The organism is Bradyrhizobium sp. CB2312, from assembly GCF_029714425.1.
Taxonomy (GTDB): domain Bacteria; phylum Pseudomonadota; class Alphaproteobacteria; order Rhizobiales; family Xanthobacteraceae; genus Bradyrhizobium.
The window spans coordinates 1,816,021-1,841,834 of sequence record NZ_CP121668.1; the positions used below are offsets into that span (position 1 = coordinate 1,816,021).

At 58.5% G+C, this 25,814-nt stretch carries 20 protein-coding genes and 1 pseudogene; 12 read left to right on the forward strand and 9 right to left on the reverse strand.

What is annotated here, in order from left to right:
- Window positions 1-48: 48 nt before the first annotated feature.
- From QA642_RS08670 to QA642_RS08680, 3 genes are all read right to left on the reverse strand, one after another.
- The gene (locus QA642_RS08670; protein WP_283084291.1) at window positions 49-198 is read right to left on the reverse strand and encodes a hypothetical protein; all 150 of its coding nucleotides are present in this window, start codon (window positions 196-198) and stop codon (window positions 49-51) included.
- Between the two features lie 853 nt (window positions 199-1,051).
- A complete protein-coding gene (locus tag QA642_RS08675) occupies window positions 1,052-2,125 on the reverse strand; it encodes a LysR family transcriptional regulator (RefSeq protein WP_283084292.1) in 1,074 nt (357 codons plus the stop codon).
- A gap of 848 nt (window positions 2,126-2,973) precedes the next feature.
- Window positions 2,974-7,662, reverse strand: a complete 4,689-nt coding sequence (locus QA642_RS08680; RefSeq protein WP_283084293.1) for a trifunctional serine/threonine-protein kinase/ATP-binding protein/sensor histidine kinase — start codon at window positions 7,660-7,662, stop codon at window positions 2,974-2,976.
- Between the two features lie 284 nt (window positions 7,663-7,946).
- Between QA642_RS08680 and QA642_RS08685 the strand changes: the two are divergent.
- A pseudogene (locus QA642_RS08685) lies at window positions 7,947-8,097 on the forward strand (IS5/IS1182 family transposase); the annotation flags it as partial.
- Window positions 8,098-8,217: 120 nt separating this feature from the next.
- On the opposite strand, the gene QA642_RS08690 reads toward QA642_RS08685, so the two are convergent.
- On the reverse strand, window positions 8,218-8,625 hold the full coding sequence (locus QA642_RS08690; protein WP_283040526.1) for a globin domain-containing protein: 408 nt from the start codon (window positions 8,623-8,625) through the stop codon (window positions 8,218-8,220).
- A 211-nt stretch (window positions 8,626-8,836) separates the two neighbouring features.
- On the reverse strand, window positions 8,837-9,847 hold the full coding sequence (locus QA642_RS08695) for a helix-turn-helix domain-containing protein (protein ID WP_283084294.1): 1,011 nt from the start codon (window positions 9,845-9,847) through the stop codon (window positions 8,837-8,839).
- A gap of 325 nt (window positions 9,848-10,172) precedes the next feature.
- On the opposite strand from QA642_RS08695, the gene QA642_RS08700 reads away from it, so the two are divergent.
- The 4 genes from QA642_RS08700 to QA642_RS08715 all read left to right on the forward strand — a co-directional run bounded on the left by QA642_RS08700 (window position 10,173) and on the right by QA642_RS08715 (window position 12,954).
- Window positions 10,173-10,709 carry a PAS domain-containing protein gene (locus QA642_RS08700; protein ID WP_271587676.1) on the forward strand — a complete coding sequence of 179 codons (537 nt, stop codon included), beginning with the start codon at window positions 10,173-10,175 and terminating at the stop codon, window positions 10,707-10,709.
- Window positions 10,710-10,884: 175 nt separating this feature from the next.
- On the forward strand, window positions 10,885-11,499 hold the full coding sequence (locus QA642_RS08705; protein WP_283084295.1) for a sulfite oxidase-like oxidoreductase: 615 nt from the start codon (window positions 10,885-10,887) through the stop codon (window positions 11,497-11,499).
- A 64-nt stretch (window positions 11,500-11,563) separates the two neighbouring features.
- Window positions 11,564-12,220, forward strand: coding sequence for a response regulator (locus QA642_RS08710; RefSeq protein ID WP_279372764.1), 657 nt, complete (start codon window positions 11,564-11,566; stop codon window positions 12,218-12,220).
- A gap of 341 nt (window positions 12,221-12,561) precedes the next feature.
- Window positions 12,562-12,954, forward strand: coding sequence for a response regulator (locus tag QA642_RS08715; RefSeq protein WP_271587679.1), 393 nt, complete (start codon window positions 12,562-12,564; stop codon window positions 12,952-12,954).
- Between the two features lie 581 nt (window positions 12,955-13,535).
- Here QA642_RS08715 and QA642_RS08720 read toward each other — a convergent pair.
- Window positions 13,536-14,663, reverse strand: a complete 1,128-nt coding sequence (locus QA642_RS08720; RefSeq protein WP_283084296.1) for an AraC family transcriptional regulator — start codon at window positions 14,661-14,663, stop codon at window positions 13,536-13,538.
- 2,033 nt (window positions 14,664-16,696) lie between these two features.
- Between QA642_RS08720 and QA642_RS08725 the strand changes: the two genes are divergently transcribed.
- The 7 genes from QA642_RS08725 to QA642_RS08750 all read left to right on the forward strand — a co-directional run bounded on the left by QA642_RS08725 (window position 16,697) and on the right by QA642_RS08750 (window position 22,125).
- Window positions 16,697-17,470 (forward strand): heme ABC transporter permease, encoded by a 774-nt coding sequence (locus QA642_RS08725; RefSeq protein ID WP_283084297.1) that lies wholly within the window; start codon window positions 16,697-16,699, stop codon window positions 17,468-17,470.
- Window positions 17,471-17,537: 67 nt separating this feature from the next.
- Window positions 17,538-17,627 (forward strand): hypothetical protein, encoded by a 90-nt coding sequence (locus tag QA642_RS46485; protein WP_342740874.1) that lies wholly within the window; start codon window positions 17,538-17,540, stop codon window positions 17,625-17,627.
- The gene (locus tag QA642_RS08730) at window positions 17,624-18,247 is read left to right on the forward strand and encodes a DsbE family thiol:disulfide interchange protein (protein ID WP_283084298.1); all 624 of its coding nucleotides are present in this window, start codon (window positions 17,624-17,626) and stop codon (window positions 18,245-18,247) included. The genes QA642_RS46485 and QA642_RS08730 overlap by 4 nt, the downstream gene beginning before the upstream one ends.
- Before the next feature lie 212 nt (window positions 18,248-18,459).
- Window positions 18,460-19,158, forward strand: a complete 699-nt coding sequence (gene ccmI, locus QA642_RS08735; RefSeq protein WP_283084299.1) for a c-type cytochrome biogenesis protein CcmI — start codon at window positions 18,460-18,462, stop codon at window positions 19,156-19,158.
- Between the two features lie 3 nt (window positions 19,159-19,161).
- Window positions 19,162-19,614, forward strand: coding sequence for a cytochrome c maturation protein CcmE (gene ccmE / locus QA642_RS08740; RefSeq protein WP_283084300.1), 453 nt, complete (start codon window positions 19,162-19,164; stop codon window positions 19,612-19,614).
- Window positions 19,615-19,654: 40 nt separating this feature from the next.
- The gene (locus QA642_RS08745) at window positions 19,655-21,652 is read left to right on the forward strand and encodes a heme lyase CcmF/NrfE family subunit (RefSeq protein ID WP_283084301.1); all 1,998 of its coding nucleotides are present in this window, start codon (window positions 19,655-19,657) and stop codon (window positions 21,650-21,652) included.
- The gene (locus tag QA642_RS08750) at window positions 21,649-22,125 is read left to right on the forward strand and encodes a cytochrome c-type biogenesis protein (RefSeq protein ID WP_283084302.1); all 477 of its coding nucleotides are present in this window, start codon (window positions 21,649-21,651) and stop codon (window positions 22,123-22,125) included. The genes QA642_RS08745 and QA642_RS08750 overlap by 4 nt, the downstream gene beginning before the upstream one ends.
- A gap of 91 nt (window positions 22,126-22,216) precedes the next feature.
- Here QA642_RS08750 and ccmB read toward each other — a convergent pair whose 3' ends face one another.
- The 3 genes from ccmB to hemA all read right to left on the reverse strand — a co-directional run bounded on the left by ccmB (window position 22,217) and on the right by hemA (window position 25,280).
- Window positions 22,217-22,879, reverse strand: a complete 663-nt coding sequence (gene ccmB / locus QA642_RS08755; RefSeq protein WP_283084303.1) for a heme exporter protein CcmB — start codon at window positions 22,877-22,879, stop codon at window positions 22,217-22,219.
- Between the two features lie 130 nt (window positions 22,880-23,009).
- Window positions 23,010-23,636, reverse strand: coding sequence for a heme ABC exporter ATP-binding protein CcmA (gene ccmA / locus QA642_RS08760; protein ID WP_283084304.1), 627 nt, complete (start codon window positions 23,634-23,636; stop codon window positions 23,010-23,012).
- A 378-nt stretch (window positions 23,637-24,014) separates the two neighbouring features.
- Entirely contained in the window at window positions 24,015-25,280 is a 1,266-nt protein-coding gene (gene hemA, locus QA642_RS08765; RefSeq protein ID WP_283084305.1) for a 5-aminolevulinate synthase, read from the reverse strand.
- Between the last annotated feature and the right edge of the window lie 534 nt (window positions 25,281-25,814).

Genomic DNA, 25,814 nt, shown 5'->3' on the forward strand with positions numbered 1-25,814 from the left:
ATAGGCGGGGTAGCCCCAGTGCTGATGGTAGGGAGGGCTCCGCCGTACTCAATAGCGCACGTCCGTCGTTCCGGTAGGTACCGCCGCTTTGATCGACGTGCCATTGATCGGCGCGGCCGACGATTCAGCCGTGGAGACGACGGCGATAGGAACAGCAATTGCGAGCGCAGCCGCGAGGCCGCGGACTTGAGTCTTCATGGTAGCTCCTTTTCGTTCTGGACTGCTAACGAGAATAGCTCTGCAACGTCGGCGATGGAAATCACCTCTCGCCATCGAGTCGATAGACAATCATTATTGCCATGCTGCACAATGCCCAAAGCCGGGGATTACCCATGAGCTGCATCCGCGGAGAGTTCTAGTATCGTTGTTGCGCTTTGTGCTGAGGGTTACGCATCGAGGGGGTTACGCATCCAGACGACATCTGTAACAAACACTTCATTTTCGCTCTTTTAATTCCCCTAAGTGCGTCAGGAGAGGCACTGAATGCCCGTGGCAACCCTATTATCCGCCAGGGGCTGTTTGTCACGGACACCCTTCTACCGACCTGACTACACGCGATTTGAGTGTGACTGGGAGAGGCTGGCAAAGAACCTCTCTTTCCTAAAGACGAGCAAGTTCGTGGTCACGCAACAGAGCCCCGGCGGGAAATGCGATATCGCTAGGGCACAGACACTGCGGCAACGCAGCTGGGGCGCCGCCTACGAGGTTGAGATGTACCAAGCAGGGCTCTATGACTGATTTGCAGCAGAGAATGCAGAGACGAATGAGCCACGTCGTGCCGCAAGCCGCATCGACTTGAGGCGACTGATCGGCATGCGGCTTCGTGGCGTTTTCTTGAGCAGCTGGCCCCTAAGAAAGGCGGCGTGACTCGATCCTCCTTTCGTGCCGCGGGTCTGCCCAAGCGGGGGAGCATGAAGCCAATAGAGTCGGGACTTGTCTCTCTAGCGGGGGTGGTCCCGAGGATCGCCCCTAGAATTGGCCTTCATTCTGAGGGGCAGCCCGAAGATCATTATGTCGAGTGCCAAGGCCACACCGCGTGTCTCGCGAGTAGTCACCGCCGCTCTATTGAGTGCGGTTGCCGGGATAGCCGCGCTTCCAGATCTTCGCCAGCTGTCTGAGAATCGCTCGGGCGAGCGACCCGGATTCGTGGCTCAAATAAGGAGCCTCCACGTTGTACGCCAGCGTTGTGAATGTTACCATTGTTTGAGGCAGGGATAGATGCGTTGCGGAGATTTTCCAGTGTACTCTGCCAGTCCCGAGCGCGGACAGTCTTTATAAACGCGTCAAGAGCCGGCGAGTATTGCCTCCCCGCCACGGCCATGAGCTGCACCTCACGCCCAATTGGGTCGCCCTCAATCGGTATAGCAGCGAGCGACGGCAGCCTTGGAGCGTGCTCTGGGGCCAAAATGGCTCCAAAACCGGCGGATGCCATTTGCTGAAGATGCCTTTCCTGATCACTGGTGTGTACTACCTTAGGGCCAGGATGGTCGCCAAAACACTCTCGCATGAATCTGCCCACGACGTCACATCCGAGCCGTTCGAGAAATACCACCTCGCGCAAGTCTTGGATGGGGATCGCGGCTTGCCTCGCTATCGCATGTTCTCGAGATAGGACAAGAACGTACCGCTCTTGGAAGAGCGGCCAATGGTCGATCCTCTCAGGTAGCTCCACGGTATCGCCGACAAGGGCCGCATTAATTTCGCCATCCAAAAGCAACGCAACGAGCTCGTCGGCATCGGCTTCGCGTAAATCGAATCGAAGTTCAGGGATGGTCCTGGCGAGTTCCGCGAGCAATTCCGTAATCAGTGCGGCGGAAATTGACGGCGCCAAGCCGATCTTGAGGCGGGCGATTGCCTTCTTTTGATAGCTTCGCGCCTGACGCCTTACCGCCTCCGCAGCGAGAAATACCTCCTCCAGCTTGGGCAGAATTATTTTGCCAAGCTCGGTGAGCTGGGTGAAACGACGTTCACGGTGAATCAACGCACCGCCGAGCTCCTCCTCCAGCTTGTGGACCGCCTTTGTCAGTGCCGGCTGGGTTACGTTGCATTGCTTAGCAGCCTGCGTAAAATTGAGCGTCCTTGCGAGGGCCAAGAAGTATCGCACCTGATGGAACTGCAGATGCATGCTCACACTCGAGAGATTTGCCATGGTCCGGACCATTTCAGGTCGTCGCCATGGGAAGCAGGGGCGATGGCAAAAGGATTGGTCGTGGAGTTTCCGACGAAATGGGAGCTGTGCATCGGCCCGGAGCTCTCGATATCCCTGGTGCGAAAAGTTCTCTTACCGACGCTCTTTCCTGCTAACGCCGCGGAGGATGATATCAGCTCAACTCGAGGGTCCGGAAAACACCCCGGATCATGAAGCTTGCATTGCGTCGATCCGATCTCGATATGCCGATAGCGACCTTGGATGTCGACGTTATGGGCGCAGCGTTTAGTATCCCTCACGGTCACTTCGACACCGGTGGGCAATACAGTTGACGCTGGGAATATGGTTCGCATCCTGGTTATCCGTGACGCTGCAGTCCTGATGTCTCGCGAGAGATAGAGCAGATTGCGCGTGACGGTAAGCTCGGTTCTTGTTGCGGCGTTCTCATTCTTGCGGATTTATCGAGTGAGTAGTTCCGCTTCGTCTCTGGCCTGCTCGGCAGCTCCGTGGTCTCGATCACCTATCAATCTAAGTTGGCTTAAAAGTGAGCCGCGGCCTACAAGCGAGAATAAATTGCACAGGTCGCCCTTGGTTAGTTGATTGGTAGCTGCCCTTTTTGAATTAGCAACTAAAGCGCGCTTGCCACCCCGGGGTCGCCATCTGTCATTGCATCAAGGCGACTCAACGGGCCAACTCAATAACTGGTGCAGCTCTGTCACGTGAGCGACGGGCACGTGCTTGAAATCGCAAAAGCCCAAAGACACCAAGATTCGCACCGTCGATAGATATTCGCTCCGCTGTTGGTTCGCTGCAGGATATCCGATTCACGCGGCTCGATTTGACTGTGCGGGCAACGTGAATCGAAAACTTGCTCCCCGAGGTTCGGCGGCAGTGGCCCATAGTCGTCCCCCGTGCGCTTCGATGATGGTGCGGCAGATCGACAGACCCATGCCCAAGCCGCCGGGCTTTGTCGTATTGAAGGCGTCAAAGACGCGCTCAAGATCCGCTGAGCTCAGACCTGGACCCGAATCCCGCACCTCGACAAGAACGCCATCCGGCTCGCTCTTCGCGGTGGTGATCACCAATTCTCGCGCCCCCTCGCAGATCGAGCTCAAAGCTTCGATCGCGTTGATGATCAGGTTCATGATCACTTGTTGCATCTGAACCCGATCTCCTTGAATGAGCGGCAAGCCGTCCACGAGGTGTGACTGCACCACAATGCCATTCTTCTCGACTTCGCCACGGGTCAGGGCGATGACCTCGAGGATTGCTCCGTTGATGTCCACGTCTTCTTTCCGGAGAGGTGCTTTTTTGAAAAGCGCGCGCATCCGGCCGACGATCTCGCTGACGCGATTGCCGTTAGCAAAGATCCGGTTGAGAGCCTGCCGAGCTTTCTCCAGATCTGCCGGTTCTTTGCTTAGCCAGTGCAACGCCGCTGAGGCATTGTTGAGCGTTGCACCGATCGGCTGATTGACTTCATGGGCAATCGAAGCAGAGAGCTGCCCCATTGTTGCGACCCGATTCGCGTGCACGAGCTCCATCTGCACCTCGCTGTAACGCCGCTCGCTTTCGCGAATTTCCTCCTCTGCCCGCTTGCGCTGGGTTAAGTCTACCACGAAGGCAACGCCCTGGTCGTGTCGCCCGCCGAACGTCGCTGCCCCGACCAGCACCGGCACGCGGCTGCCGTTTTTCAGGAAGTACTCCTTCTCATAGGGTTGCACGGTTCCGGTCGCCTCCAGCTCGGCCACGCGTCGGTCGTCGGCATCGCGCCATTCGGTGGGCGTTAGATCCCGCCAGCGCAGTCGACCGGAGACGAGATCGTCGCGGTCGTATCCGACGATGCGGAGAAAAGCTTCGTTGGCATCGATGATCCGATCGTCACGATCCCAGACGAAGATGCCGATGATGTTGGCATCCACTAGTCGTCGGATCCTGGCCTCCCGCTCGGCTAGCTCGCGGTACAGGCTGGCATTCTCTATTGAGATAGCCGCCTGGGAAGCGAGCAGTGTGAGCACCACCATTCGAGTAGGAGTAAATGCGGCAGTCGCAAAGTTGTTCTCCAAGTACAGCATTCCAATCAACCTGGTCTGCTTAAGTATCGGGAGGCAGAGCACTGATCGTGAGCGATGGTCGCGAATATAGGCATCTGCTGAAAACGAGCTCTGACTGGACGCATCGTGCAGGAGAACGCTTTCTTTTGTCCGAAGGACGTAGTGAAACACAGACTCCGGGAGATCAGCGGCCGTGACGCGTGCCTGTTTCAGGACCACGTTCACATTGTCACTGCTGGTTGTCGCTTCTGCTTCAATTTGATATTTGTCGTCCCGCGAAAGTATCAAGAGGCCTCGATCGGCGCCCGCGTGTTCGATTGCTGAACTCATGAGGGTGTTGATTAACTTCTCGAAGACGATCTCGCCTGACACTGCTTCCGACACTCTGAGTACGGTAGCCAAGTCGAGTTGTTCGATGGGTGTCACTATCGTCGCCGCGGAATCCCGGATCGACTTGTCCACCTTGAGGTGCGGATAAAGCTCCTCGAGTTGGCGGACCTTTCCGTCGGCTCCCCAGCGCAGGTAGCAGGCCCGCGCCGCCCGCAAATAGGTCGCTGCGATCTTCTCGTAGCCGCGCTCTGCGTAGAAGCGCCCGGCGATCTCGTTGGCAATTGCCTGGTTGTGCACGAATCCCTGTTTGTGAGCCTCGCGGATGGCCTTGTCGTACAGCTCCTGAGCGTTCTGCACCTGGCCCTCGAGGCGGGCGATTTCGGCGCCGACCAACGTGGCGCGATCTTCGAAGGTTTCGGGGTTGGCCTCCGTCCACATTTGGAGCTGCCGGTAGTGGTCCAGCACAGAGTCGAAATGCCTCGGTCTCTCCTCCGGTGTGGCGTGATCCCAGACCGCCGCATGCGCCAGCGCGCCATAGAGTCGATACTCCGCTGACTCGAACATTGCCGCCGACGTCCAAAGCAGCGGTTCGGCGTGTAGCGAGGCGTCAACCGCCGACGCAAGGTCTCCGGCGAAAAAGTGCGCCTGCAGCTTTCGCGTCCAGTAATAGAACTCGGCGAGCACTAAGTCGGGGCTCTTGGCTAAGCGGCGTTCGGTATCGATTTCACTGTATCCCTCGTGATCCAGGCATCCGAAAGTTGCAGTTAGCCCGCGCAAGGTGAGGATCAAACCGAGTTGTGCTTCGCAGCGCTCGATGGCCAGGCCGAAACGCGCCCGCCTAGCGGATGCCAGGCCGTTCTCGCATTCCTTTTGCACTTCGGCGAGTGGATCCCCGGCGGCGAGGCAAACCGTGACAGTGAGCAACTCGCACTCGGCTGTCAGATACTCGATCGAGAAGATGAGCTGGTGATTACGTTTCCAAGTCCCTTCTTCAAGAAGGGCTCTGCCGGCTCTGAGATACTTGAGCGCCGAATCGTATGCTGTCGAGAGCTTCGCGCGCCGGCCGGCGATCAGATTAAGTTCCGCGACGCGCTCGCGATCCTCGACTAAGGTGATGAGATGGGAGCCCCGGTTGAGTTGATTGACGATCTCAAATATCGCCTCCTCACGTTTTTCAGCGGGCGTGTGCTCGGCGAGGAGCATTCCGATGCGCAGGTGAGCCTCGGCACGTAGTTCCTTCGGAATCAGCGAGTAGGCGGCTTCCTGCACGCGGTCGTGCAGGAAACGGTAGGAATTGTCCGCACGGAAGATGAGGCCCGATCGCACGGCTTCCCAGAGATGGTCGTGGATGTGCTCGACTGAGCCCTGATACCCAATCCGCAGCATCTCGAACTCTGCACTGTTGCCCATGCAGGCGAACTGCTGGAGTACCTTCTGGGTTTCTGGCGGAAGGCGCTTCAACTTCTCGACCATCAGCTCTACAACATTGTCCGTGAAACCTTTGTCACGAATGCGGAGCAGGTCCCATACCCAACGGCGCTCGCGATAATCGAATTTCAGTAGGCGATCGTCCGCCAGAGTAGAAATGAACTGGATTGCGAAGAACGGGTTGCCCGAGGTCTTTTCGTGGATCAAGTCTGCCAGTGGGGCGCCGCGCTCCAGTTGACAGTGAAGGGAGTCCACAATCAGTTTGCCTAGATCGTCGCGACTGAGTGGTGTGAGAACGATGTCCTGCACTGCCGCTCCGGCCTGACGGATCGCTTCCAGCTTACGCAGGAGCGGGTGGGTGGCATTGACCTCGTTGTCCCGGTACGCACCAATGATCAGCAAGTGCTGCAAATCGTTGCGGGTCAACAGGTCTTCGAGGAGGTCGAGTGTGGCGACATCTAGCCATTGCATGTCATCGAGGAAGAGCGCGAGCGGATGTTCGGGTCGCGCAAATACGCCGATGAACCGTCGAAATACGATCTGAAAACGTCTCTGCGCTTCCTGCGGCGGCAATTCGGGCACTCGCGGCTGTTCGCCAATGACATGCCTTAATTCCGGGACCAGATCGACGAGGAGCAGTCCGTTGGGACCCAGCGCCTCACGAAGTGCGTCCTGCCATTTGCGCAGGTCTTCCTCGTTCTGGCTGAGGAGCCGCCGGACGAGGCTCTGAAACGCCTGGGCCAGCGAGGCGTGCGGAATGTCGCGCTTGTACTGGTCGGATTTGCCTGATGCAAACAAGCCGCGTGGCGGCACGAGCGGCTTGTGGAGCTCATTGACGACTGCGGATTTTCCGATGCCGGAGTATCCAGAGACCAGCACCAGTTCTACTCGGCCACCGCCAACGATGCGGTCGAAGGCGGTCAGCAGAGCGTCCACCTCGCGGACCCTCCCGTACAGCTTCTCGGGGATCATAAGGCGATCTGGGGTGTCGTGAGCGCCAGGAGTGAAGTCATCGATCGACCCCTGGGACTCCCATTGGGACAGGCAGCGCCGAAGATCGCTCTCAACTCCCGCCGCTGTCTGATACCTCTCCTCCGCCGTCTTGGAGAGCAACTTCATCGTGATCGCGGAGACCGAGGCCGGTACGGTTCCTACGCGCTCGCTGGGTGCGGCTGGTTGTTTCGCGATGTGACAGTGCACCCATTCCATCGGGTCGGAGGCCGCGAATGGGAGACTCCCGGTCAGCATCTCGTAAAAGGTCACCCCAAGCGAGTAAAGGTCGCTCCGAGAATCGACCGAACGGTTCATTCGTCCCGTCTGCTCGGGTGCCATGTAGGCGAGCGTTCCCGCGATGAACTCTGGAGGTTCGGGCGACTGGCGCTCGCGCGTAAGTTTGGAGGCAATCCCGAATCCCGTGAGCCACGCGTTGCCGGTGTCGTCGACGAGGACATTCGCAGGCTTGATATCCTTATGTATGAGGCCCTGCTGATGGACTTGACCGAGTGTTCTTGCCAACCCAATGGCGGTGCTAAGGAAACGAGTCAAGTCGAGCGGTTGCCCCTGGTCACGCTTAAGAATCCGATCCAGCGGCTGACCGCCAGGGTCCTTGAGCAAGAGGATCGTCCGCCCTTCGTGACGAGTAATGGCCAGAGGCTTGGCAGCCCACGCGGGATCGAGTTCGGCTCCGAGCGAGTATTCGTGCATGAGCCGCCTGATACTCTGAGGCGACGGCTGTTCGAAGAGTGCGATCGCTAGGACCGGCGAAGAGGCGTCATGCTTTCGGCCGCGGTAAAGGGTAAAGTCCGCGCTTTCCCGCAGGGGCACCAGCACGTACCCCGAGAGCCCCGGGATAGGTGACATTCTTGTTGCCACAGCATCACCACTTTACCAAGCTGCCTAACCTTCACGCAGCGCTATCATAGCGCTACCCGGTTCTCGCGCGCATGCGTCAATCAGGCGGTCTTCGTCCTATGCGTGCGATGCGCAATACGCCGGATCAACAGATATCGCTGACCGATCCGGATGCCCGTTCGATGGCCACCAGCGGACGTGGATCGGGTGTCGTCGGCTAAAATGTCCAGGTCGCGGTGGACACCGCGACACCATCTGATTGTTACGCACGAGGTCATAAACGTCGGTCGACAACGGCCGCGGGCCGATCCTATCCGTTTGCACACAACCAACACCCGGAAAGGACATATCGGGATCACCGCTTCCAGAGAGGAAAAAGGCGCTTAGTGCCAGGCGGGAGATCGTAAATCAGACGCCGGCCGCTGCTTTCATTTCACCCGCGAGTTCATCGTAGCAGACCGTCCACGCCTCACGAACAGCTGGCGTGAGATCCTCTCCAAGCGCCTGTTCGAGCGTCCAGAGCAACGCTTCCCGCACCGCGTCGTAGTCGGCGAGCTTAACCCCGTACTCGACATGGCGGACGGCAAGGTCATGGATCGCAGGCGAAAGTTGATCCAGCGCGGGTAGATTGTAGACGACCATAGCGAGCATGCTCATTAGCTTGACGCCCTGAATACGCATGTTGTTTCTGAAGAGCGGCCGGAAATTCGGATTGGTGGCGAATAGCCGCTCGTAGAACAACGCCCCGGCGACCTCAGGCATCGCCGCCAGCCGGGCGAAGGTGGTCTGAACGAGCTCCTGCTGCACAGCATCCACGATGTCATTTCCTTTGCGTGCAGGCGCGGCTCACTCGGCTGCGCGCGACACATAAAAGCAATCGGATGCGACACCTCAGGCGCATGCGTCGTGCAACCTGACGCATCTCCGTGGGTCGCGACATCATTCACACGGAAGCCGTCGCGAGGTCGTCTCATTTAGCGCCAAGCAACGTCTCATTTAGCGCCAAGCGGGAGATCGCCCCGAGCATTCACGATGTGTCCTTTCCTGTCGTGCGCTGGCCATTCTCTCGTCCTTGCGACGCCGCACGCAGCATGGTGGGCGGGCTACCGAACTCGCTTGCGAACGCGCGATAAAACGTCGCCATACTGTTGAACCCCCAGCCAAAAGCTATATCGATCACCGATCGGCCGGTTCCCGTCGCGTCGGCGACAGCGTCGCGGCACCGGAGCAGTCGCTCGCGCGAAACGTATCGGGCGAAACTGACATTGTTTGCTTCGAACAGGCGATGCAACTGGCGCGCCGAGATGCCGAGTGCGGCCGCGGCGCTGGCGGCGGTCAGGGAAGGATCGGCGAGATGCAGGTCGACGTAACGCTTGGCGGCCGCGAGCCGCGCCGATTGTAGCGAATCCCGCCCCCCATTGATGCCTTCGTTGGAGATGTTACAGCTCAGTGCCACGAGACCGCAGAGATTGCGCAGCACGGCTTCACCGTGTTCGCTGGAGAGCAGCGGGGCTTGCCCCTTCACCGCATCAATAGCTGCGCCGAGCAGCGAGCCGAGCGGCGAGGCACCGGCCAACCGAAACGGGCGTTCCAGTCGACCCCCGGTTATAAGCGGCGAGAGTGCAGCCCACGGGATGACCAGCATGTCGAACGACTCTGGGCCCTTCCATTCCGCGTTGAATTGCCATTCAGTCGAGCTTATGCAGAAATCGCCGGGCTCATGAATCAGGTCGACTGGCGTGCTGCGTGCCGCGGCCCTCCAGATGACGGGCGCGCGAAATCGGCGGACGAAGAACGCTTCAATCTTGTCCCTGGCAACGTCGGCCGCCGTCCGTTGGACCCTCTCAAGTCCCGAACTTATCTCCAGCAGCGCAAATTCGCCTGCAATCGATCCACTCGCTTCCGCGCGAAAGGCAGCGGGATCCAGAATCTCGCCCGGCGTGATGCTATGGGCCTGCTTCGCGAAATAGTCGCACCAGAACCTCACGCGGTCGCGCGGCGCAATATGGTCCGTAGAAAAATGGACTTGCATGATCATCCCGTGGGCCGACCAAATGCCTTGGAACCTAACTTAGACCGGTTACATGGGCAAAGCGAGGGTACCAGACTTTGGGGCTGCCACTTTTTAAGAGCGGATGTGGAGAGTTCCTTTGCGTCTCGGTTCCAGCGGGCGAGCTGATCGCCGCACCCGCCTCTCCGCGGCCTTAACTGAACAACAACCGAATGGCGATCGGCGCAAAATGAGACATCGTGCGGCGCACGGTGAGACGACGGTAGTGACCTGCGAGACTATGCTTACTCAAATTCGAGTGTAAGGCCGAGTAGGTCCTATGAACAAGGTGGGTACACAAAGGAGGTTGAAAATGGCAACCAACGCAACAAGCACGATGATTTTGGATGGCGACTTCGACAAAATGGACTTCCGAGGAGAAGTCGTCGACGGGCACCTCGTCACAAAAGGAATTCTTGCAGACCAAGCGGCAATAGATTCTATCCCAGTAGGGATATACGTTCTCGAAAAGGATGCCACTGTCGTCAAGTGCAACAAAGCTGCAATCGCGGGTTGGGGACGCACGCCGTCTCTGGGAGCCTCGGAGAAGTATTGCGGGTCACACCTTCTGCGTTACCCTTCAGGAGAAGTGATGCCGCACGAACTTGCACCACCATCCGTGGTGATCAACAACGGCGCCACCGTTCGCAACGCCGATGTGATTTGCGAGCATCCCAACGGCAATCGTCTCCTGGCGCTCGTTAATGTCTTTCCGATTCGTGACAACGACGACGAAGTGATCGGAGCCGTCAACATTTTCCGTCACAATACCAGCAAGACTGTCCCTGGCTTACTCTCCGAGTCTGCAAATAATTCCGATTCCGAGATCGGTGAGGGGGAGGAGCAGTGAGGCTCCCTTCGCCGCTTCGGGTTCCGTAGTTCTTCATAGGGACCTTCTCGGCATGTGGCGTACCGGGAGCTCAAAGTTTGTCCGCCGCACCCGGCTGACCGCGTTTTCGGGCCCTGGAAATTACAAGGTACGCTAACTAGGCGCGCGGTGCTTTTGCGCGCGCCATACTTTTCCGATGGAGCTAGCTGTGCGATCGAACGAGCGACGTGAACGAGAGCGTGAGTTGCGTGCCGCTGGGCGGCTGCCCCCAGGACAGTCGCTTACGCTCGAGTGGCCGGTGAAGCATGTGGGCCCGGTGCCGGTCTTTCGTCCCAGGACGTGGGATTTTCGAGTGTTCGGCCTGGTAGAGGAGCAACTGCGGCTTTCGTGGGAGGAACTTTCCAATCTGCCGCAGAGCGAAGTATTTGCGGACATGCACTGCGTAGTGCACTGGAGTCGGTTCGACAACCATTGGGAAGGATTGCTCGCCACAGAATTAATGAAGCGAGTGAAGCTGCGGCCAGAGGCGCGGCATGTGATGGTCCATGGCGAGAATAACCACACGGCAAACCTGCCAATCTCGGATTTTCTGCGCCCGACGACGATCTTCGCCCTACGGCATAACGGCGAACTCCTTACGGCCGAGCATGGCTACCCGTTGCGCCTCGTGGTGCCAAACCTCTATGCGTATAAAAGCGTGAAGTGGGTACGCGGGATCGAGTTTTTGGATCGCGAATCGCCGGGCTTATGGGAATTTAACGGATATCACATCCACGGCGACCCATTCAAAGAGCAACGATCTTCGAGCTGAAACTCGGGACCGAACCTGGAGCGCCGGCAGCTGATATTTTTACACGAAGTTGGGAGAGTATCTCGTGGCGCAGCATTCTATTCAAAAACGCGCAGTAGCCGAGGAGCCAACTATAGCCGTCGTTGACGATGACAGGGACTTCCGCGACTCACTCGGAGATCTGTTCAACTCGGTCGGCTTCAAGGTCAAGTTGTTTGGGTCGGCCGCGGAGCTGCTCGAAGGCGAATTATTACCCGACGTGGTGAGCTGCCTTGTACTTGACGTTAGATTGCCGGGCTTGGGCGGTCTCGACTTCCAAACCGAGCTGTCGAAAATGAACGCTTCCATTCCCGTCATCTTCATGACCGGCCACGGCGACATTCCGATGTCGGTTAAGGCGATGAAGGCAGGCGCTGTCGATTTTCTGACGAAGCCGTTCCGCGATCAGGACATGCTGGATGCGGTGACGATCGCACTGGAGCGCGATCGGACGCGGCGAAAGGTCGAGCAGCGGCTTACGGACCTGAAATCGCGTCTCGAACGTTTAAGCCCGCGCGAGCGAGAGGTGCTGGCTCTCGTGACCTCTGGATTAAAGAACAAGCAGATCGCTTTCCAGCTAGGCGTAGCTGAGATCACTGTGAAGGCGCACCGCGGCCACGTGATGCAGAAGATGGGTGCGCAATCGCTAGCCGAGCTTGTCAGAATAGCGGAGACGCTCGGTATAAAGTCGCCACGGTCCTAATCGATTCGTGGTGGCTCCATCAGCGAAAATTGTTTAGGCGCAAACCAACTGAAGCTTTTGATGCCGGAAGTGCCCCCCTGACGCGTCGAGCGCAATGACCTGGCATCAGCGCAAGCGTTCGGAAGTGGCCCAAATCGGGTTGACCTATTCAGAAGTTCTGGATCAATTATTCCAAAGTATAGCATCGATTATTCCGAGGTCTGGCATGGGCCGTCCACAATATAATCGCGGCTCCAAACGCTTGTCGTTACAGTACGATGATTGGATAGCCCGCGGTGCGCTTCTTGAGATACGGAACGCGAAATGCGGCGGTCCGCGTCCCCAGCATAGAAGGCGGGGATATGTCTAGCGAGACTCAGATTTCGATCATCGATGATGATGAGCAATCTCGCGAGGCGTTAGCGGGTCTCATGCAGGCAGTGGGCTTCACGACTGAGGTCTTTGCATCCGCAATGGATTTCTTGGCGTCTCCTAACGTCCGTCATACCTCCTGTTTGATCGTTGATGTCCACATGCCGCGCATGACTGGGACTGAGTTGCATAGCCGCTTGGTAGGATCTGGCTACGACATACCAACAATTCTGATCACGGCTTACCTCGATGACGGCGCGCGAACTCGAGCTCTGGGTCAGGGCGTCGTTGGCTACCTGACCAAACCCATTGACGAAGAGGTTCTGCTCGGATGCGTCGAATCGGCTCTGCAGCGCGCAAAATCGGATGAAAACCCATCATGACCGCAAAATCATCTCCACCAAGGCAGTTCAACAAATGAGAGGGTTCCAGCGTGGAACGCGGTGGGCCACGAGAAGTTCGCCAGTTTGATGTCCTCACCTCCATGCTGTAGCCGCCCGATGAATGTCAGCTCACCTTCACGCTCCGTTAGCAGCGACGGATTTAGGGAACCCGGGATCACTCGGTGGCGTTTGGGCGGGGCGGTCCCCTTTGCGCCGCTTCAGCTTTCGGTCGCTTTGCTGAGCTCCCACGGCGGGGTTTCTGCGTTCTGTTCGCCACGAGTCTTCCGGCTCAGCCGGTTGCTTGCGGTCTATGGGGGAGCATCGAGTGCGGGAGGTCTCCGATTTGCGGCGTGTTAACCGGTTCGGCGGATTAAGACCGAAATGACCCGTTTACGTGGGATACCGTGCTCACCGTTACGTCGCGCGAACGGATACTGCTAGGCCACCACTCGTAGATGCAGGTCTTCTTCCGGCTCATGAGCTGCGTTCCTAAAGCGCCGAAAGCCAGACCGACCTCGACGCAATGAGAGGCCGAGATGCCTCCACATTCCGAATACCAAACTTGGTCGCGACGTCGCAGGTCATTCATATGTCAAAGGAGGAGCCACGCTTCGGCGGTAATCCGCCGGGGCAATTCCCGTCGCCTTCCGGAACGCCGTGGCGAACGCGCTACGACTGCTGAAGCCTACCGCCCGACCGATTTCCGTCATCGAGCCCGCTCGTTTTTCCAGCAGCAACTTGGCGTGCTCAACACGATGCTTAGTTTGGTACCGATGTGGCGGCATTCCGACAGATTGCTTGAATACCCTGCAGAAATGATATGGGCTCAGACGAACGAGCTGCGCCAACGTACCAATCGGTATCCGCTCATTGAGATGTTCCTGGATATAGGCGCTGACGAGTCGTTGCTGCCACGGTGCAAGGCCGCCTTGGAGTTGAGGTTGAATGCTGGGCATCCCGCAAGTGAAACGCACGATTTCATGTATGAGCAGAGTACCGAGGCTCCCGAAGTACATCGGGTCTCCTGCACGGCTCTCGACGAACGCCTTCAGCTTGAGCGCGGTGTGCCAGAGCGCTTCGTCTTCAAATAGTATACGTGGAGCGTTCGGTAGGTCGGTGATGCCACGCTTAGAAAGAACCTTCAGGTTCTCAGGTTCGAAGTAGAAGTACATGAGCCGCATCTGCGACCCGCGCAGCTCGTGCCAATCGTGAAATTCGCGGCCAGCCGGCACGAATGTCAGTTTCCGCTCGAGGTTTCGGAGCGCAGATCGCGGCAGACCTTCCACGAATGTCTCTCCTTCACTGCGCTCTCCCTTCTCGTACATCACGAGCATATGGACTGGAGCCCGAAAATGATTCTGGATTCTACCTCGTCCGGTGAATCGCAAGGATTCGGCCGTCATGCCATGCCCATTTACCTTGAAGCGTGCCACAGTGTCGGAAGGAGAGATTTCAACGACAGGATGGATCACGTCCGCCACGAGGTGACCATCTGATTGGCGAATTGTATCAAAAATGGAGCAGTCATGGTCGCCTTCAAAGTTTCGGGACGGGGTTATCGGAAGCAACGCTTGCGATCTTGAAAGCTGGTGCCGATCGTTAGGGCCACGCGGCGAACGGCGTAGCGTCGTCGAATTCTCCCGTAAACGGACTTGGTGGAGTTCGGCTCCCAGTTTGGAGGTCGGAAGCAGTAGGGGGCCTTCTGGCATGGCTTCTCCTGTTCGCTCAAAGTGGGTTCGTGCTGTCAACTGACCGTCATTTGCTAGACACATGGGGTCGACCTCCGGGTGCCTATTCAGGACTCTTTAATTCCGTTGTCGCGGTGTTTCTGCGTGGGCACTAGGCCGAGCGCCGGCTTTCTTCACCCGAATCCGCGACGAACGGGTCGAGGTGAGCATGCCGTGTGATACCTTGGTCCTCAATTGCACTCGCATTTGCGCGTCTGACAGGAAGGGCCAAACGGGGATAGACTTTCGCGGAGCCGAGCTGCGACTTTCGTATATCCAGGCTTCGACTTAATTCACGCGGAGCTTCACATGGCCAACTCGGAGTCCTGAACCGTCGGGCGCGCCGCCGAGTTGGTTGGATGTCCCTCAGGATCCCGCGCATGCTACGGAGAAGCACAAGACCAGAAATACCGGGCGGCGGGTCCTAACCTGGAACGACTGTTCTTCAAGCGCCTATTGTTTCGCCTGGACCCAATTTTGGTGCAGCTCTAGTTTGCCGCGCCGGCTAGTCAGGCCTGTAGCAAATCAATAATTCCGTACGCCCTACTCGGAGGCAAACTATGCAGTCGCCGAGCAAACTCGTCAGACGCGGCAAATTAGTCGTTCGGAGGTGGTAGATCATCGCGTCCGCCCGAGCTTGCGACTTTGTGGCGAGTGCAATCGAAATGCGTACCTAATCTTCGCGGTCACAACACCATAGGCCACTATGCGCTCATCGTGATTGGTGCGAGATAGTTCTCACGAGTTCGGTCACGGGTTTGATTTTGAAGATGCGTGGCCGATTCTCGAAGGATGCACTGGTACCGCGATGGCCGTTTGGAAACGTACCGCTTGATAGCGCTCCCCGTGGCCCGCATTTTCTATCCCGGCCCCTGAGACCCGCGAAAGCGATTGCTACGCGGACACCCCTAACTCCCTCCGTACTGGTCTTGATCGTAGGCCTGCAAGATGCGGACAAAATCGGCCATGCTGGATTGGTCTCGATTTTCGGCCATAGCCCCAAGTTGTGTGTTGGGCGCGGGCGGGCTCCCTCGCCAAAACCAGATTAGGAGATCCACGATGTTTTTCATGGTCGGCTCTCCGCAGCGAACCGTCGAACTAAGGGCTTGCGGGATCGGCGAAGCACGTTTCGGTCAGGGGAAGGGTCGGTCGGGCGCTACGCCGCCGACCTTATCCTGCAACTGCCTGCTCGCGGGCCGGTTCCGTTGCGTTTCATTCCGTATCAACAGCTAGCACGGTGCGCGTGATTGACGCCATTGGGCGCAGGTATCAAGTGACAGTGCAGAGGTATTGGTTGAATAGAACGCTGGTCTATCCGGAATGAGAGTACGCAAAAGAAGGGCCGCCTGCGTTGCCACAAGCGGCCCAAGTCTAGGGAGGCGCCCAAGGTGGGCAGCGATGGCGGGGGGAGAGGAGGACCATCGCGGCCTCATACATACGATGATCGCGATAGGCGGCTCAATTGAACGCCAGTACGGACCAGTCATCCAAATGGAGCAAGGGTCCTATACGTAAGCTTAAGGCGCTCCACACGACGAACGGCTTCTGCTGCCTTAAGCCGCCACCTTTACCGCACTCGACTATCCGCCTGGCCATAACTGCCCCTCCGAGTCGAGCGCCGCGAGCGAGAGTGCGAATAGCTACTGCATGCTTCGATCGTTAACACGATATGCATGCGTCAGACGCGAGACTGTTTCTCCAGGTGATCACGGATTCCGCCCGCTATCCACATCCTCCTTGTCAGCTGGATGACTACACAACACCGAGGCTCAGAGTGGCTAAATCCACTTCGCGCAAAATCTGCGTGGTGGACTAAGGCGGACCACTCGATAGAAATGTCTAGTCGCCGATCTTCGGGCATCGAAATGATAACCGGGGGTAATTTGCGACCCCGTGCCTCGTGTGATGCAATGCTCATCGGCTTTGCAGGCGAAAAGAGAGCAGAGTCCCTACGCGAGCCGCGTTAGGAAGCGAGCGATTCCCCGCCTACTGGTTGGCTTCGAGGAGATCGAGAGTTGAAGCAGAGCTTTAGCGCCTACAGCAACCCAGGCAATTTCGTGCGCGTCGCCGCAAAGCTGCTGCCTTTGCTTTGGGGTTCGACAGCAGTCGCCTTCGCGATTGGTCTATTTGGAACGTTCGACGCGCCCTCCGACTACCAGCAAGGTGAGACTGCGCGAATTATGTACATCCACGTCCCCGCCGCCTGGACCGCAATGCTTGCCTATACATTCATGGCGATGTCTGCGTTCGGATCCTTGGTATGGCGTCATCCACTCGCCGATGCGGCTCAAAAGGCGGCAGCGCCCCTCGGCGCAGCTTTCACTTTCATTTGCCTCGTCACGGGCTCGCTATGGGGCAAACCAATGTGGGGTACTTATTGGGTCTGGGACGCACGGCTCACCTCCATGCTGGTTCTGCTACTCATTTATCTCGGTCTCATCGCGCTTTGGCAGACAATCGAGGACCCGAGTAGGGCGGCTCGAGCAGTTTCGATTATGACCCTGGTAGGTCTTATCGACATTCCGATTGTGAAGTTCTCGGTTGATTGGTGGAACACGCTTCACCAACCCGCGTCGGTGTTCCGGATGGAGGGCTCGGCGATTGCTGGCTCGATGCTATGGCCGCTGATCGCTATGGCGCTCGCATACTCGCTCTTGTTCGTGACGCTCCACGCTATGTCAGTTCGCAACGAGATCCTGCGACGCCGAGCCCGGCGGCTTGCGATCACGCGGGCGGCTAGTGGCGAAACGGCGCTGGCGCGCATGCCGACTGCCGAATTGGGTTCCTGAACCTATGTTGCGGCATGACTCATTCATAATTGCGGCATTTCTGGTGACGGGCACCGTCCTGGCGGGAATGATCGTGGCGATTCTTATCGACTATGGTCTTCAGCGTCGTACCTTGGCCCGCCTTCTCGATCACTCGGATCGGCGCGGTCGCGCATGAGCAACATCCCGGCCTCAACTCACCTATCATTGAGCGCGTCGACGCGCCGAAGCGCACTGGCCCGCTTGTGGGTGGTTATCCCTTTATTGGTCTTCTGCGGAATTGCGACACTGCTTTTAGTGCGGCTCGGGGCCGGTGACCCCTCACTCGTGCCCTCTGCTCTGATCGGCAGGTCAGTGCCGCAATTTGCGCTGATGCCGCTCGAAGGGCTTTCAACATCCGGTCCACCTGGCTTGTCGAGCGCAGATTTGCGGAGAGGGCACGTGACGATCTTGAACGTGTTCGCATCATGGTGTGTTGAGTGTCGGGAAGAACAACCGGCCCTGATGGCGTTGGCAAGCGACCCTACGCTGCAACGACTGGGTGTGAAACTGTCCGGCATTGTCTACAAAGACGATCCCAGAAATGCGCTGGCCTATCTTGCCGCTCACGGCAACCCGTTCGCACAGGTCGGCACTGACCGCTCAGGCCGAACGGGGATCGATTTCGGTGTTTATGGCGTTCCCGAGACGTACGTGATCAAGGGCGATGGCACAATTGTGTACAAGCTGGTTGGTGGCATCTCGGACGCAAGCCGGCCTGGTTTGGTGGACGCCATTGCCGAGGCTGAGCGTCCATGACGGCTGCATTGCACGCTCTCCATCCTTCCGGGATTGATGCAAGAAGGATCGTTTCTTGCCTCAGCGTTGTAGTGCTCCGTCCGCTACGTTGTTCGGGAATTCCGAGTTGGCAATGAAAGCGGAACAGTCAGGTGGCCCGAGCCTCACTGGCGGCGCATGCCGGCGGACGGTGCGCTGTGCGGTGGCGAGGACGAACGGAGGTCTTTGAAAACGTGCTGTGGGTCATTTTTGCAATGATGACGTCGTCAGTCGTGCTGGCGCTGGCCCGGTCGCTCTCTGAGCGGCGCGAGGCTGTTCGCGCTCGTGATCTGGATGTGACGTTCTATCGCGATCTTCTGACCGAAGCGGATGAGGACGTGCGCAGCGGAATGCTAGCACCTGAGGAGTCCGTGACGACTCGCGCCGAAATCGAGCGCCGGCTGCTCGCGTCACTCAACTCGGCCTCCGAGGGCTGGTCGCATACGTCGCGCCGCGGAGGTCAGCGACGCGCTGCAGCGGCTTTTGCGATCGCCTTAGTCCTGCCGCTCGTCGCGCTCGCGTCGTACCTCAAGGTCGGCGCTCCCAGCCAGCCTGACATGCCGATCGCATCGAGGCGGTCCAATGCAGATTTTAGCCTCGCTGCCGCAGTTCCTGACATCCACGCCGGCCAAGCCGGAGCTGACATTGAAGGGCTCCCTCCAGAGCAACGGAGCAACGCGATCCGGGGAATGGTAGCGGAGCTCGCCGAGAAGCTCTCGAAGGACGGCCATCACCTTCAAGGATGGCTACAACTTATCAGGTCTTACGCGGCATTGGGTGAGCGCAAAAGGGCCGAGGCGGCTGTCGCAAGCGCACGTGCTCAGCTAGCAGGCGATGCGCAAGCGTCGGCTCGCGTGGATGAACTCGTCAGACAGCTTCGTTTAGAGGAGTAGATATTGACACGAAAGGGTAGGCGCCTCGCCATCATCAGCGCAGCTGGCGTCACTTTGACGATCGCGATAGGGCTCATCCTGTTCGCGTTGCGAGACAGTATTGTCTTCTTTTATGGGCCGAGCGAGCTGGCCGCAAAGGCGCCGCCGCCGGGCACCCGGTTGCGCATCGGCGGCCTAGTGAAACGTGGCTCACTCACTCATGAGGGGTCGTCGACTGTCATCTTCGCGGTGACAGACCTAAAGCACGATGTCGAAGTCAGCTACACCGGATTGTTGCCGGATCTCTTCCGTGAAGGACAGGGCGTCGTCGCCGAGGGCACCGTGGAAGGACCGAGCCTTCTTCATGCGGACACCGTGCTAGCAAAACACGACGAGCGATATATGCCCAAGGGGGTAGCTGACAAGCTCAAGCAAGAAGGCACTTGGCGCAGCGAAAGATCTGCGCGAGCGCAATAGCGCCGCTCCCACGAAACATCCCCGCTGATGGGACCACAAGATGATCATTGAAACTGGACATTACGCGCTCGCTTTGGCTCTCGCTGTCGCGCTGCTTCAATCAATTCTGCCACTCTGGGGAACCCGGACTAGGGATTCGGCACTTACTTCAATCGCGGTCCCTGCCGCAATCACCCAGTTCCTGCTCTTAGCTTATGCCTTCGCAGCACTGACCTACGCCCATGTGGCGTCTGACTTCAGTCTCGTGACAGTCGCCGAGAACTCACTCACCACCAAACCGCTTATATACAAAATCGCGGGCGTCTGGGGCAATCACGAAGGATCCATGCTGCTTTGGGTTTTGATTCTTGCGGCTTTTGGAGCGGCTGTAGCGATTTTTGAACGCGCTATGGCGAACGAACTACGCGCGAATACCCTGGCGGTCCAAGGCTGGATCTCCCTTGCCTTCCTCTGTTTCATTCTGTTCACCTCCGATCCCTTCTTGCGACGATTTCCTGCGCCGTTTGAGGGGCAGGACCTTAATCCGCTTCTTCAAGACCCGGGCCTTGCCATACACCCGCCGCTCCTTTACGTCGGCTATGTCGGTTCTTCGATCGTGTTCTCCTTCGCGGTAGCCGCGCTGATCAGTGGCCGACTAGACGCCGCTTGGGCCCGCTACGTTCGGCCTTGGATACTGATCTCCTGGATCTTTTTGACGCTTGGCATCGCCATGGGGTCGTACTGGGCTTATTACACCCTAGGCTGGGGCGGATTCTGGTTCTGGGATCCGGTCGAAAACGCGTCACTGATGCCCTGGCTTGCGGGCACCGCGCTCCTCCATTCGGCTGCTGTCATGGAGAAGCGTGAAGCCCTCAAGATTTGGACACTGTTCCTGGCGATACTTACGTTCTCGCTGTCGCTGCTGGGTACGTTCCTCGTGCGCTCCGGAGTACTGACCTCCGTCCATTCGTTCGCCAGTGACCCGGCTCGCGGCGTCTTCATCTTGGTCATACTGACCGTATTCATCGGCGGGCCACTCGCGCTCTACGCGTGGCGCGCGCCGTCCCTGAGCGAGCGGAGCGTGTTCGCACCTTTTTCACGCGAGAGCGCGCTGGCAGTCAACAACCTGCTGCTGACCACCTGCTGTGTTACGGTTCTAACCGGCACGCTCTATCCGCTCGCGCTTGAGGCGCTGACGGGAGACAAGATCTCGGTCGGCGCGCCGTTTTTCAATTTAACGCTCGGCCCGCTCGTAGCGCCTATCGTTCTGCTGATGCCGCTCGGTCAGTCGATCGCCTGGAAGCGCGGCGACCTGCTCGGCGCAGCGCAACGGGTGACGGTCGCGGCCTTGGGTGGTCTTGTAGTCTCCATTGTGCTCGTTGCCGTCATCCGGGGCGGCCCCGTCTTCGCCGCAGCCGGTCTCGGCATCGCCGTCTACCTCATCGTTGGTTCGTTCACCGATGTGGCGTCGCGTATCTGGGCACGAGGGCAAGGCGGCCGGGTTATGCTAGCCCGCGCGATCGGGCTGCCGCGCTCCGCGTGGGGGGCGGCGATCGCTCACGCCGGCCTTGGCTTGACGCTCATGGGCTTGGCGGCGACGGGTTGGGGTGTGGAGCGGATCGCGACCGTCAAGTTAGGCCAGAGGATCGATCTCGGCCCTTATCAGGCCACCATCGAGAATTTTCGATTGCAGCAGGGCCCGAACTACTCCGAACTCGTTGGCCATACGGTCATCAGCCAGGGCGGCACATACGTGACCGCCGTCGAGCCAGCCAAGCGCAGCTTTCCCACACGACAGACAACCGTCACCGAGGCGGGGATCGTAACGCTGAATTTTGGGCAGATCTACATTTCGCTTGGGGACCGCCACGCGGATGGTTCGATTGATGCGCGCCTGTTCTGGAAGCCGCTCGTGACGAGCATCTGGATCGGTGCGATCATTATGGCGTTTGGAGGAATCGTGTCGTTGTCCGATAGACGCCTCCGAATTGGCTTCGCGCGCCGCGCGGCTCGCCTCCGCGTCGCCGACAGCCGCGCAGCGCCGGAGCCCGCCGAATGACGTGGCTTCGTCGCATTCTTCTGCTTTCGATCGTACTCGCAAGCGTGGCCCCTAGCTTGGCAAGGGCGGTTCAGCCGGATGAGATCCTGACCAATTCGAAACTTGAGGCACGCGCGCGCGCTATTTCCGCCGGACTGCGCTGTCTGGTCTGTCAAAACCAGTCGATCGACGATTCCAAGGCAGAGCTCGCGCGGGACCTTCGCCTGCTCGTGCGCGAGCGCCTTAAGCTCGGAGAGAGTGACGAGCAGGTCCGCGCTTTTCTGGTGAAGCGTTACGGAAACTTTATCCTGCTAAAACCGCCACTCGACTTGGAAACCGCTCTCCTTTGGGGAACGCCGGCTTTCGTGCTCGTAGCGGGCGCCATCGCTCTCCTGTTCAGATTGCGCCGCCAGCAGTCCACGCCAGCCGCACCATTGAGCCAAGCCGAGCGGGATCGGCTTGCCGCTGTGTTTGACTCCGATACCCCGCTATAGGCTCCTCCTGAGGTCAAGCGGTCTTGGCTTCAGGCCGAAGTCGTTCCACGTAGAGTGCCCTGAAAGAAAACTCAATCGTTGTATGCCCTCATTATTCTGCCGCGCTACGAAGTGCTGCGGCCGCAGCTATCGGAGCGAGCGCGATGGACGCGAGTCCAAGCGCGCAGAGGACCAGGAACGGTGTCAAAAAGGGCATTGTGGCGCTTTGCGCCGCGGAGACACCGAAGATCAGCACCGGTACGGCTAGTGGCACGACGAGGATCGATAGCAATAGACCGCCGCGCCGCAGGGTGACAGTAACGGCCGCCCCGATCGCCCCCAGAAAGGTGAAGGCCGGCGTGCCAACCAACAACGTTGCTGCTACCGATCGGAGGGCGGGACCATCCAAATCCAACATCAAGCCAAATAGAGGCGAGAGCATAACGAGCGGCAGCCCCGTTACAAGCCAGTGAGCCATGCACTTCACAAGAACAATGAGTTCTAGGGGCGCCGGCGACAAAAACATTTGGTCCAGCGAGCCGTCCTCTTGATCCGCCTGAAACAGACGGTCGAGGCCCAATAGGCTCGCGAGAAGTGCAGCTATCCATAGAATTGCTGGGCCGATGCGCGACAGCAAACGCATGTCAGGCCCGATGGCGAAGGGTACGACCGTCACAAGACTGAGGAAAAAGAACAGACCGAGCATCCCGCCGCCACCGATGCGGCGGGCTAGCATGAGGTCGCGAAGAAAAACGATGAGGAGAATACGGGTCATGGTGCCCATCCGGTATCGCTATTACGTCGAGACCGCTGGACTGAAATCGGAAGAGCAGCTTGATCCCTTCTTTCCCGACCTCGAGACAGACAGCTACTTGGGGTGCGACCGCTCTTCGGCGAAATGGCCATCACCGGGCTCCAAGCCTGACTTCGATTGTCCCTGGTAGACCAAGAGGTTCGTGGGTCGCGGCCAGCGTCAATCCTCCGCTTCCGAGATGGCTCGCGACGATAGCCTTCAGTAAGGCGCGCGCGTGCCGGTCGAGCGCAGTTAGCGGTTCGTCGAGCAGCCATAGAGGGCGATCGACGATTAAGAGCCGAGCTAATGCGACGCGGCGACGTTGCCCGGCGGAAAGATAACCGACTGGCAGATCGAGAACGTGGGCCAACTCCATGTGGTCCAGCGCCTGTAACGCGGTTCGCCGGTCTCGCCCCAAAAATCCCAGGCCAATCTCGAGGTTTTCGCGGGCGGTCAACGCCGATTTCAGCCCGTCGAGATGGCCCACGTAGTGGAGGCGTTCTGCCAGGGGCGCCGGATCCGCGGCTTCGGACTCCACCCACGACATGCGGCCGGATCTCAGTGGAAAAAAACCGGCGATCGCACGCAAGAGCGTAGATTTGCCCACTCCGTTGGGACCCGTCACTTCGGCGATTTGACCCGAGCCTAGTCGCAAAGATATCCCGCCAAGCAGGATGCGCTCGCCGCGCGCCACGGACAGATCTTCGATCAGCAGATGGGACCGCTCCGTGATATCCATTTTCAGTTCTCGTTGTCCGTTGTTTCGCTGTGATCGTTTTCAAGGAACCCTCGTTTGGAGGGCTTATCGAAATGAACGACAATTTTGGACAAACGTGTTCGAGTGGGTTCGTGGGGGAGAACAGTCCAGGACGCTGAGGAGGTCCGCTCTTCGGGGCTGCCCATTACGGATGCGAGCACCGATTATGAACGCCGACAGCAAGATGTGCCACGCGATCGCCCATACACACGTGAAAGGGATTGTCTGTCCCATCTTGCTGCCTTGCTGCACGACCGGGGACGCCCGACGCCCTCAGAGTGTACTCTGCACCGTCGGTGAAAGCCCAGCCGATGAGGCCGCGGAAGGTGGTCGCGAAAGGAGCGCTGCCGATCACGGCTCTCAGGAAAGAGAAAGGGCGTCCCAGGTCTCAGCCAGCGCAGCTGCGAGTTCAGCTATGTGGGTATCTGCGTGATATGGCGACGGCGTGATGCGCAGCCGCTCCGTCCCACGCGGGACCGTCGGATAGTTAATCGGCTGGATATAGATGGCGTGACGCTGTAGAAGGCGATCGGCTGCCGCCTTACACAACTCCGCATCGCCGACAATCACAGGCACGATGTGGGTTCCGGTCGGGAGAACCGGAAGCCCGGCGGCTTGGAGCGCCTCTTTCGTTGCAGCGGCCTGTCGTTGGTGTGCTTCGCGCTCGGCAGACGAGTGTTTCAGGTAGCGAACAGATGCACGCGCTGCGGCGGCAATCGGTGGAGGGAGGGCGGTCGTGAAGATGAATCCGGGCGCGAAGCTGCGCACCGCATCGCAAATAGATCGCGACGCCGATATATAGCCGCCAATGCAGCCAAATCCCTTGGCGAGAGTACCCTCGATCACTGTCAAGCGGTGCATCACACCCTCGCGCTCGCTAATTCCGCCGCCGCGAGCGCCGTAGAGGCCGACAGCGTGAACCTCGTCAAGGTAGGTCATTGCCCCATACCGCTCGGCAATGTCGCAGATTGCGCCGATCGGCGCCACATCGCCGTCCATTGAGTAGACGGATTCGAACACGACGAGCTTGGGGCGGCTTCCCGCTTCGCGCAGCAAGGCCTCAAGGTGACTAAGATCGTTGTGGCGAAAAATCCGCTTTTCGCAGCCTGATTGACGGATGCCTTCGATAATCGAATTGTGGTTGAATGCATCAGAAAAGATTACGCACTCTGGAATCAGCTTACCGATCGTGGATATGCTGGCCTGGTTCGATATGTAGCCAGATGTGAAGACGAGACTTGCCTCCTTGCCGTGCAGATCAGCAAGTTCGTCCTCTAAATCAACCAAAGGCGAACTATTTCCCGCGATGTTGCGAGTTCCACCCGCTCCTGCACCGCAGCGGCGTGCCGTGGCGGTCAGCGCGCCCACGACCTCCGGGTGTTGTCCCATGCCCAGATAATCATTCGAGCACCAAACCGTGATTTCAGTAACGGACCCGTCAGGGCGTCGCCATCTGGCGGTTGGGAAGCGACCGGAGACGCGTTCGATGTTAGCGAAGACGCGATAACGTTGTTCCCCGCGCAGGCGCTCAAGAGAAGCGTGGAAGTGACGTTCGTATGTTTCGGGCGAAAAATTGACGGCGCCCTTGAAGAAGGTCGCTGTGGGCCTCGTCAACGCTCTTTTCATGCACAACATGTCCGCACACGAATGTGTGTCCGTACACGAATGTCCATTACCTGAGCTTCCGTGCGCAGGATCCTTCGCTTGACGCTCAGTCGATATGTCCAGATCTTCCATGTCAACCTTCCCTATCCGTCTCTCGAGCATAGGTCGACCATAGCCCAACACGCAGAGCACTTCGCACTCGTCTCAGTTATGATTTTAAAACCCTCCGGTTATGATCGAGCGCCGCTGCCTGAGGCAGCTCAGACCTAAGCTAAGCTCCTGCCGTTTTGAATGGTGGCGCACGCTGCCCGGGCGCAAAATCCCTCTGGTCCCGACTTGGTCCCGAAAGCTAAGTCAACTGTACGGCCAGATCAGTAAGATCAGCGAGATGGTTCGTCGCTCACCGCACTCTAAGATGCCGCTCAGATTATAGTTCAAGCCGCTCGATGGCTGCCACCAGTGAAGAGTGGGGCGATCGTGTCATGCACCAATTTTGACGTAGGAGGCCTCTTCAGCGGTGGCGCGGCGAGGTGTGCCAGTCGAGACACTATGCCT

Excerpts from the sequence above, each read along its gene's own strand:
- QA642_RS08715 (WP_271587679.1), top strand. The coding sequence starts at position 12,562 with ATGTCTAGCGAGACTCAGATTTCGATCATCGATGATGATGAGCAATCT.
- QA642_RS08720 (WP_283084296.1), bottom strand. The coding sequence starts at position 14,663 with ATGCCAGAAGGCCCCCTACTGCTTCCGACCTCCAAACTGGGAGCCGAA.
- QA642_RS08745 (WP_283084301.1), top strand. The coding sequence starts at position 19,655 with ATGATCATTGAAACTGGACATTACGCGCTCGCTTTGGCTCTCGCTGTC.
- QA642_RS46485 (WP_342740874.1), top strand. The coding sequence starts at position 17,538 with ATGATCGTGGCGATTCTTATCGACTATGGTCTTCAGCGTCGTACCTTG.
- QA642_RS08700 (WP_271587676.1), top strand. The coding sequence starts at position 10,173 with ATGGCAACCAACGCAACAAGCACGATGATTTTGGATGGCGACTTCGAC.
- QA642_RS08670 (WP_283084291.1), bottom strand. The coding sequence starts at position 198 with ATGAAGACTCAAGTCCGCGGCCTCGCGGCTGCGCTCGCAATTGCTGTT.
- QA642_RS08695 (WP_283084294.1), bottom strand. The coding sequence starts at position 9,847 with ATGATCATGCAAGTCCATTTTTCTACGGACCATATTGCGCCGCGCGAC.
- QA642_RS08680 (WP_283084293.1), bottom strand. The coding sequence starts at position 7,662 with ATGCACGAATACTCGCTCGGAGCCGAACTCGATCCCGCGTGGGCTGCC.
- ccmB (WP_283084303.1), bottom strand. The coding sequence starts at position 22,879 with ATGACCCGTATTCTCCTCATCGTTTTTCTTCGCGACCTCATGCTAGCC.
- hemA (WP_283084305.1), bottom strand. The coding sequence starts at position 25,280 with ATGAAAAGAGCGTTGACGAGGCCCACAGCGACCTTCTTCAAGGGCGCC.
- QA642_RS08750 (WP_283084302.1), top strand. The coding sequence starts at position 21,649 with ATGACGTGGCTTCGTCGCATTCTTCTGCTTTCGATCGTACTCGCAAGC.
- QA642_RS08730 (WP_283084298.1), top strand. The coding sequence starts at position 17,624 with ATGAGCAACATCCCGGCCTCAACTCACCTATCATTGAGCGCGTCGACG.
- QA642_RS08675 (WP_283084292.1), bottom strand. The coding sequence starts at position 2,125 with ATGCATCTGCAGTTCCATCAGGTGCGATACTTCTTGGCCCTCGCAAGG.
- ccmA (WP_283084304.1), bottom strand. The coding sequence starts at position 23,636 with ATGGATATCACGGAGCGGTCCCATCTGCTGATCGAAGATCTGTCCGTG.
- QA642_RS08705 (WP_283084295.1), top strand. The coding sequence starts at position 10,885 with ATGGAGCTAGCTGTGCGATCGAACGAGCGACGTGAACGAGAGCGTGAG.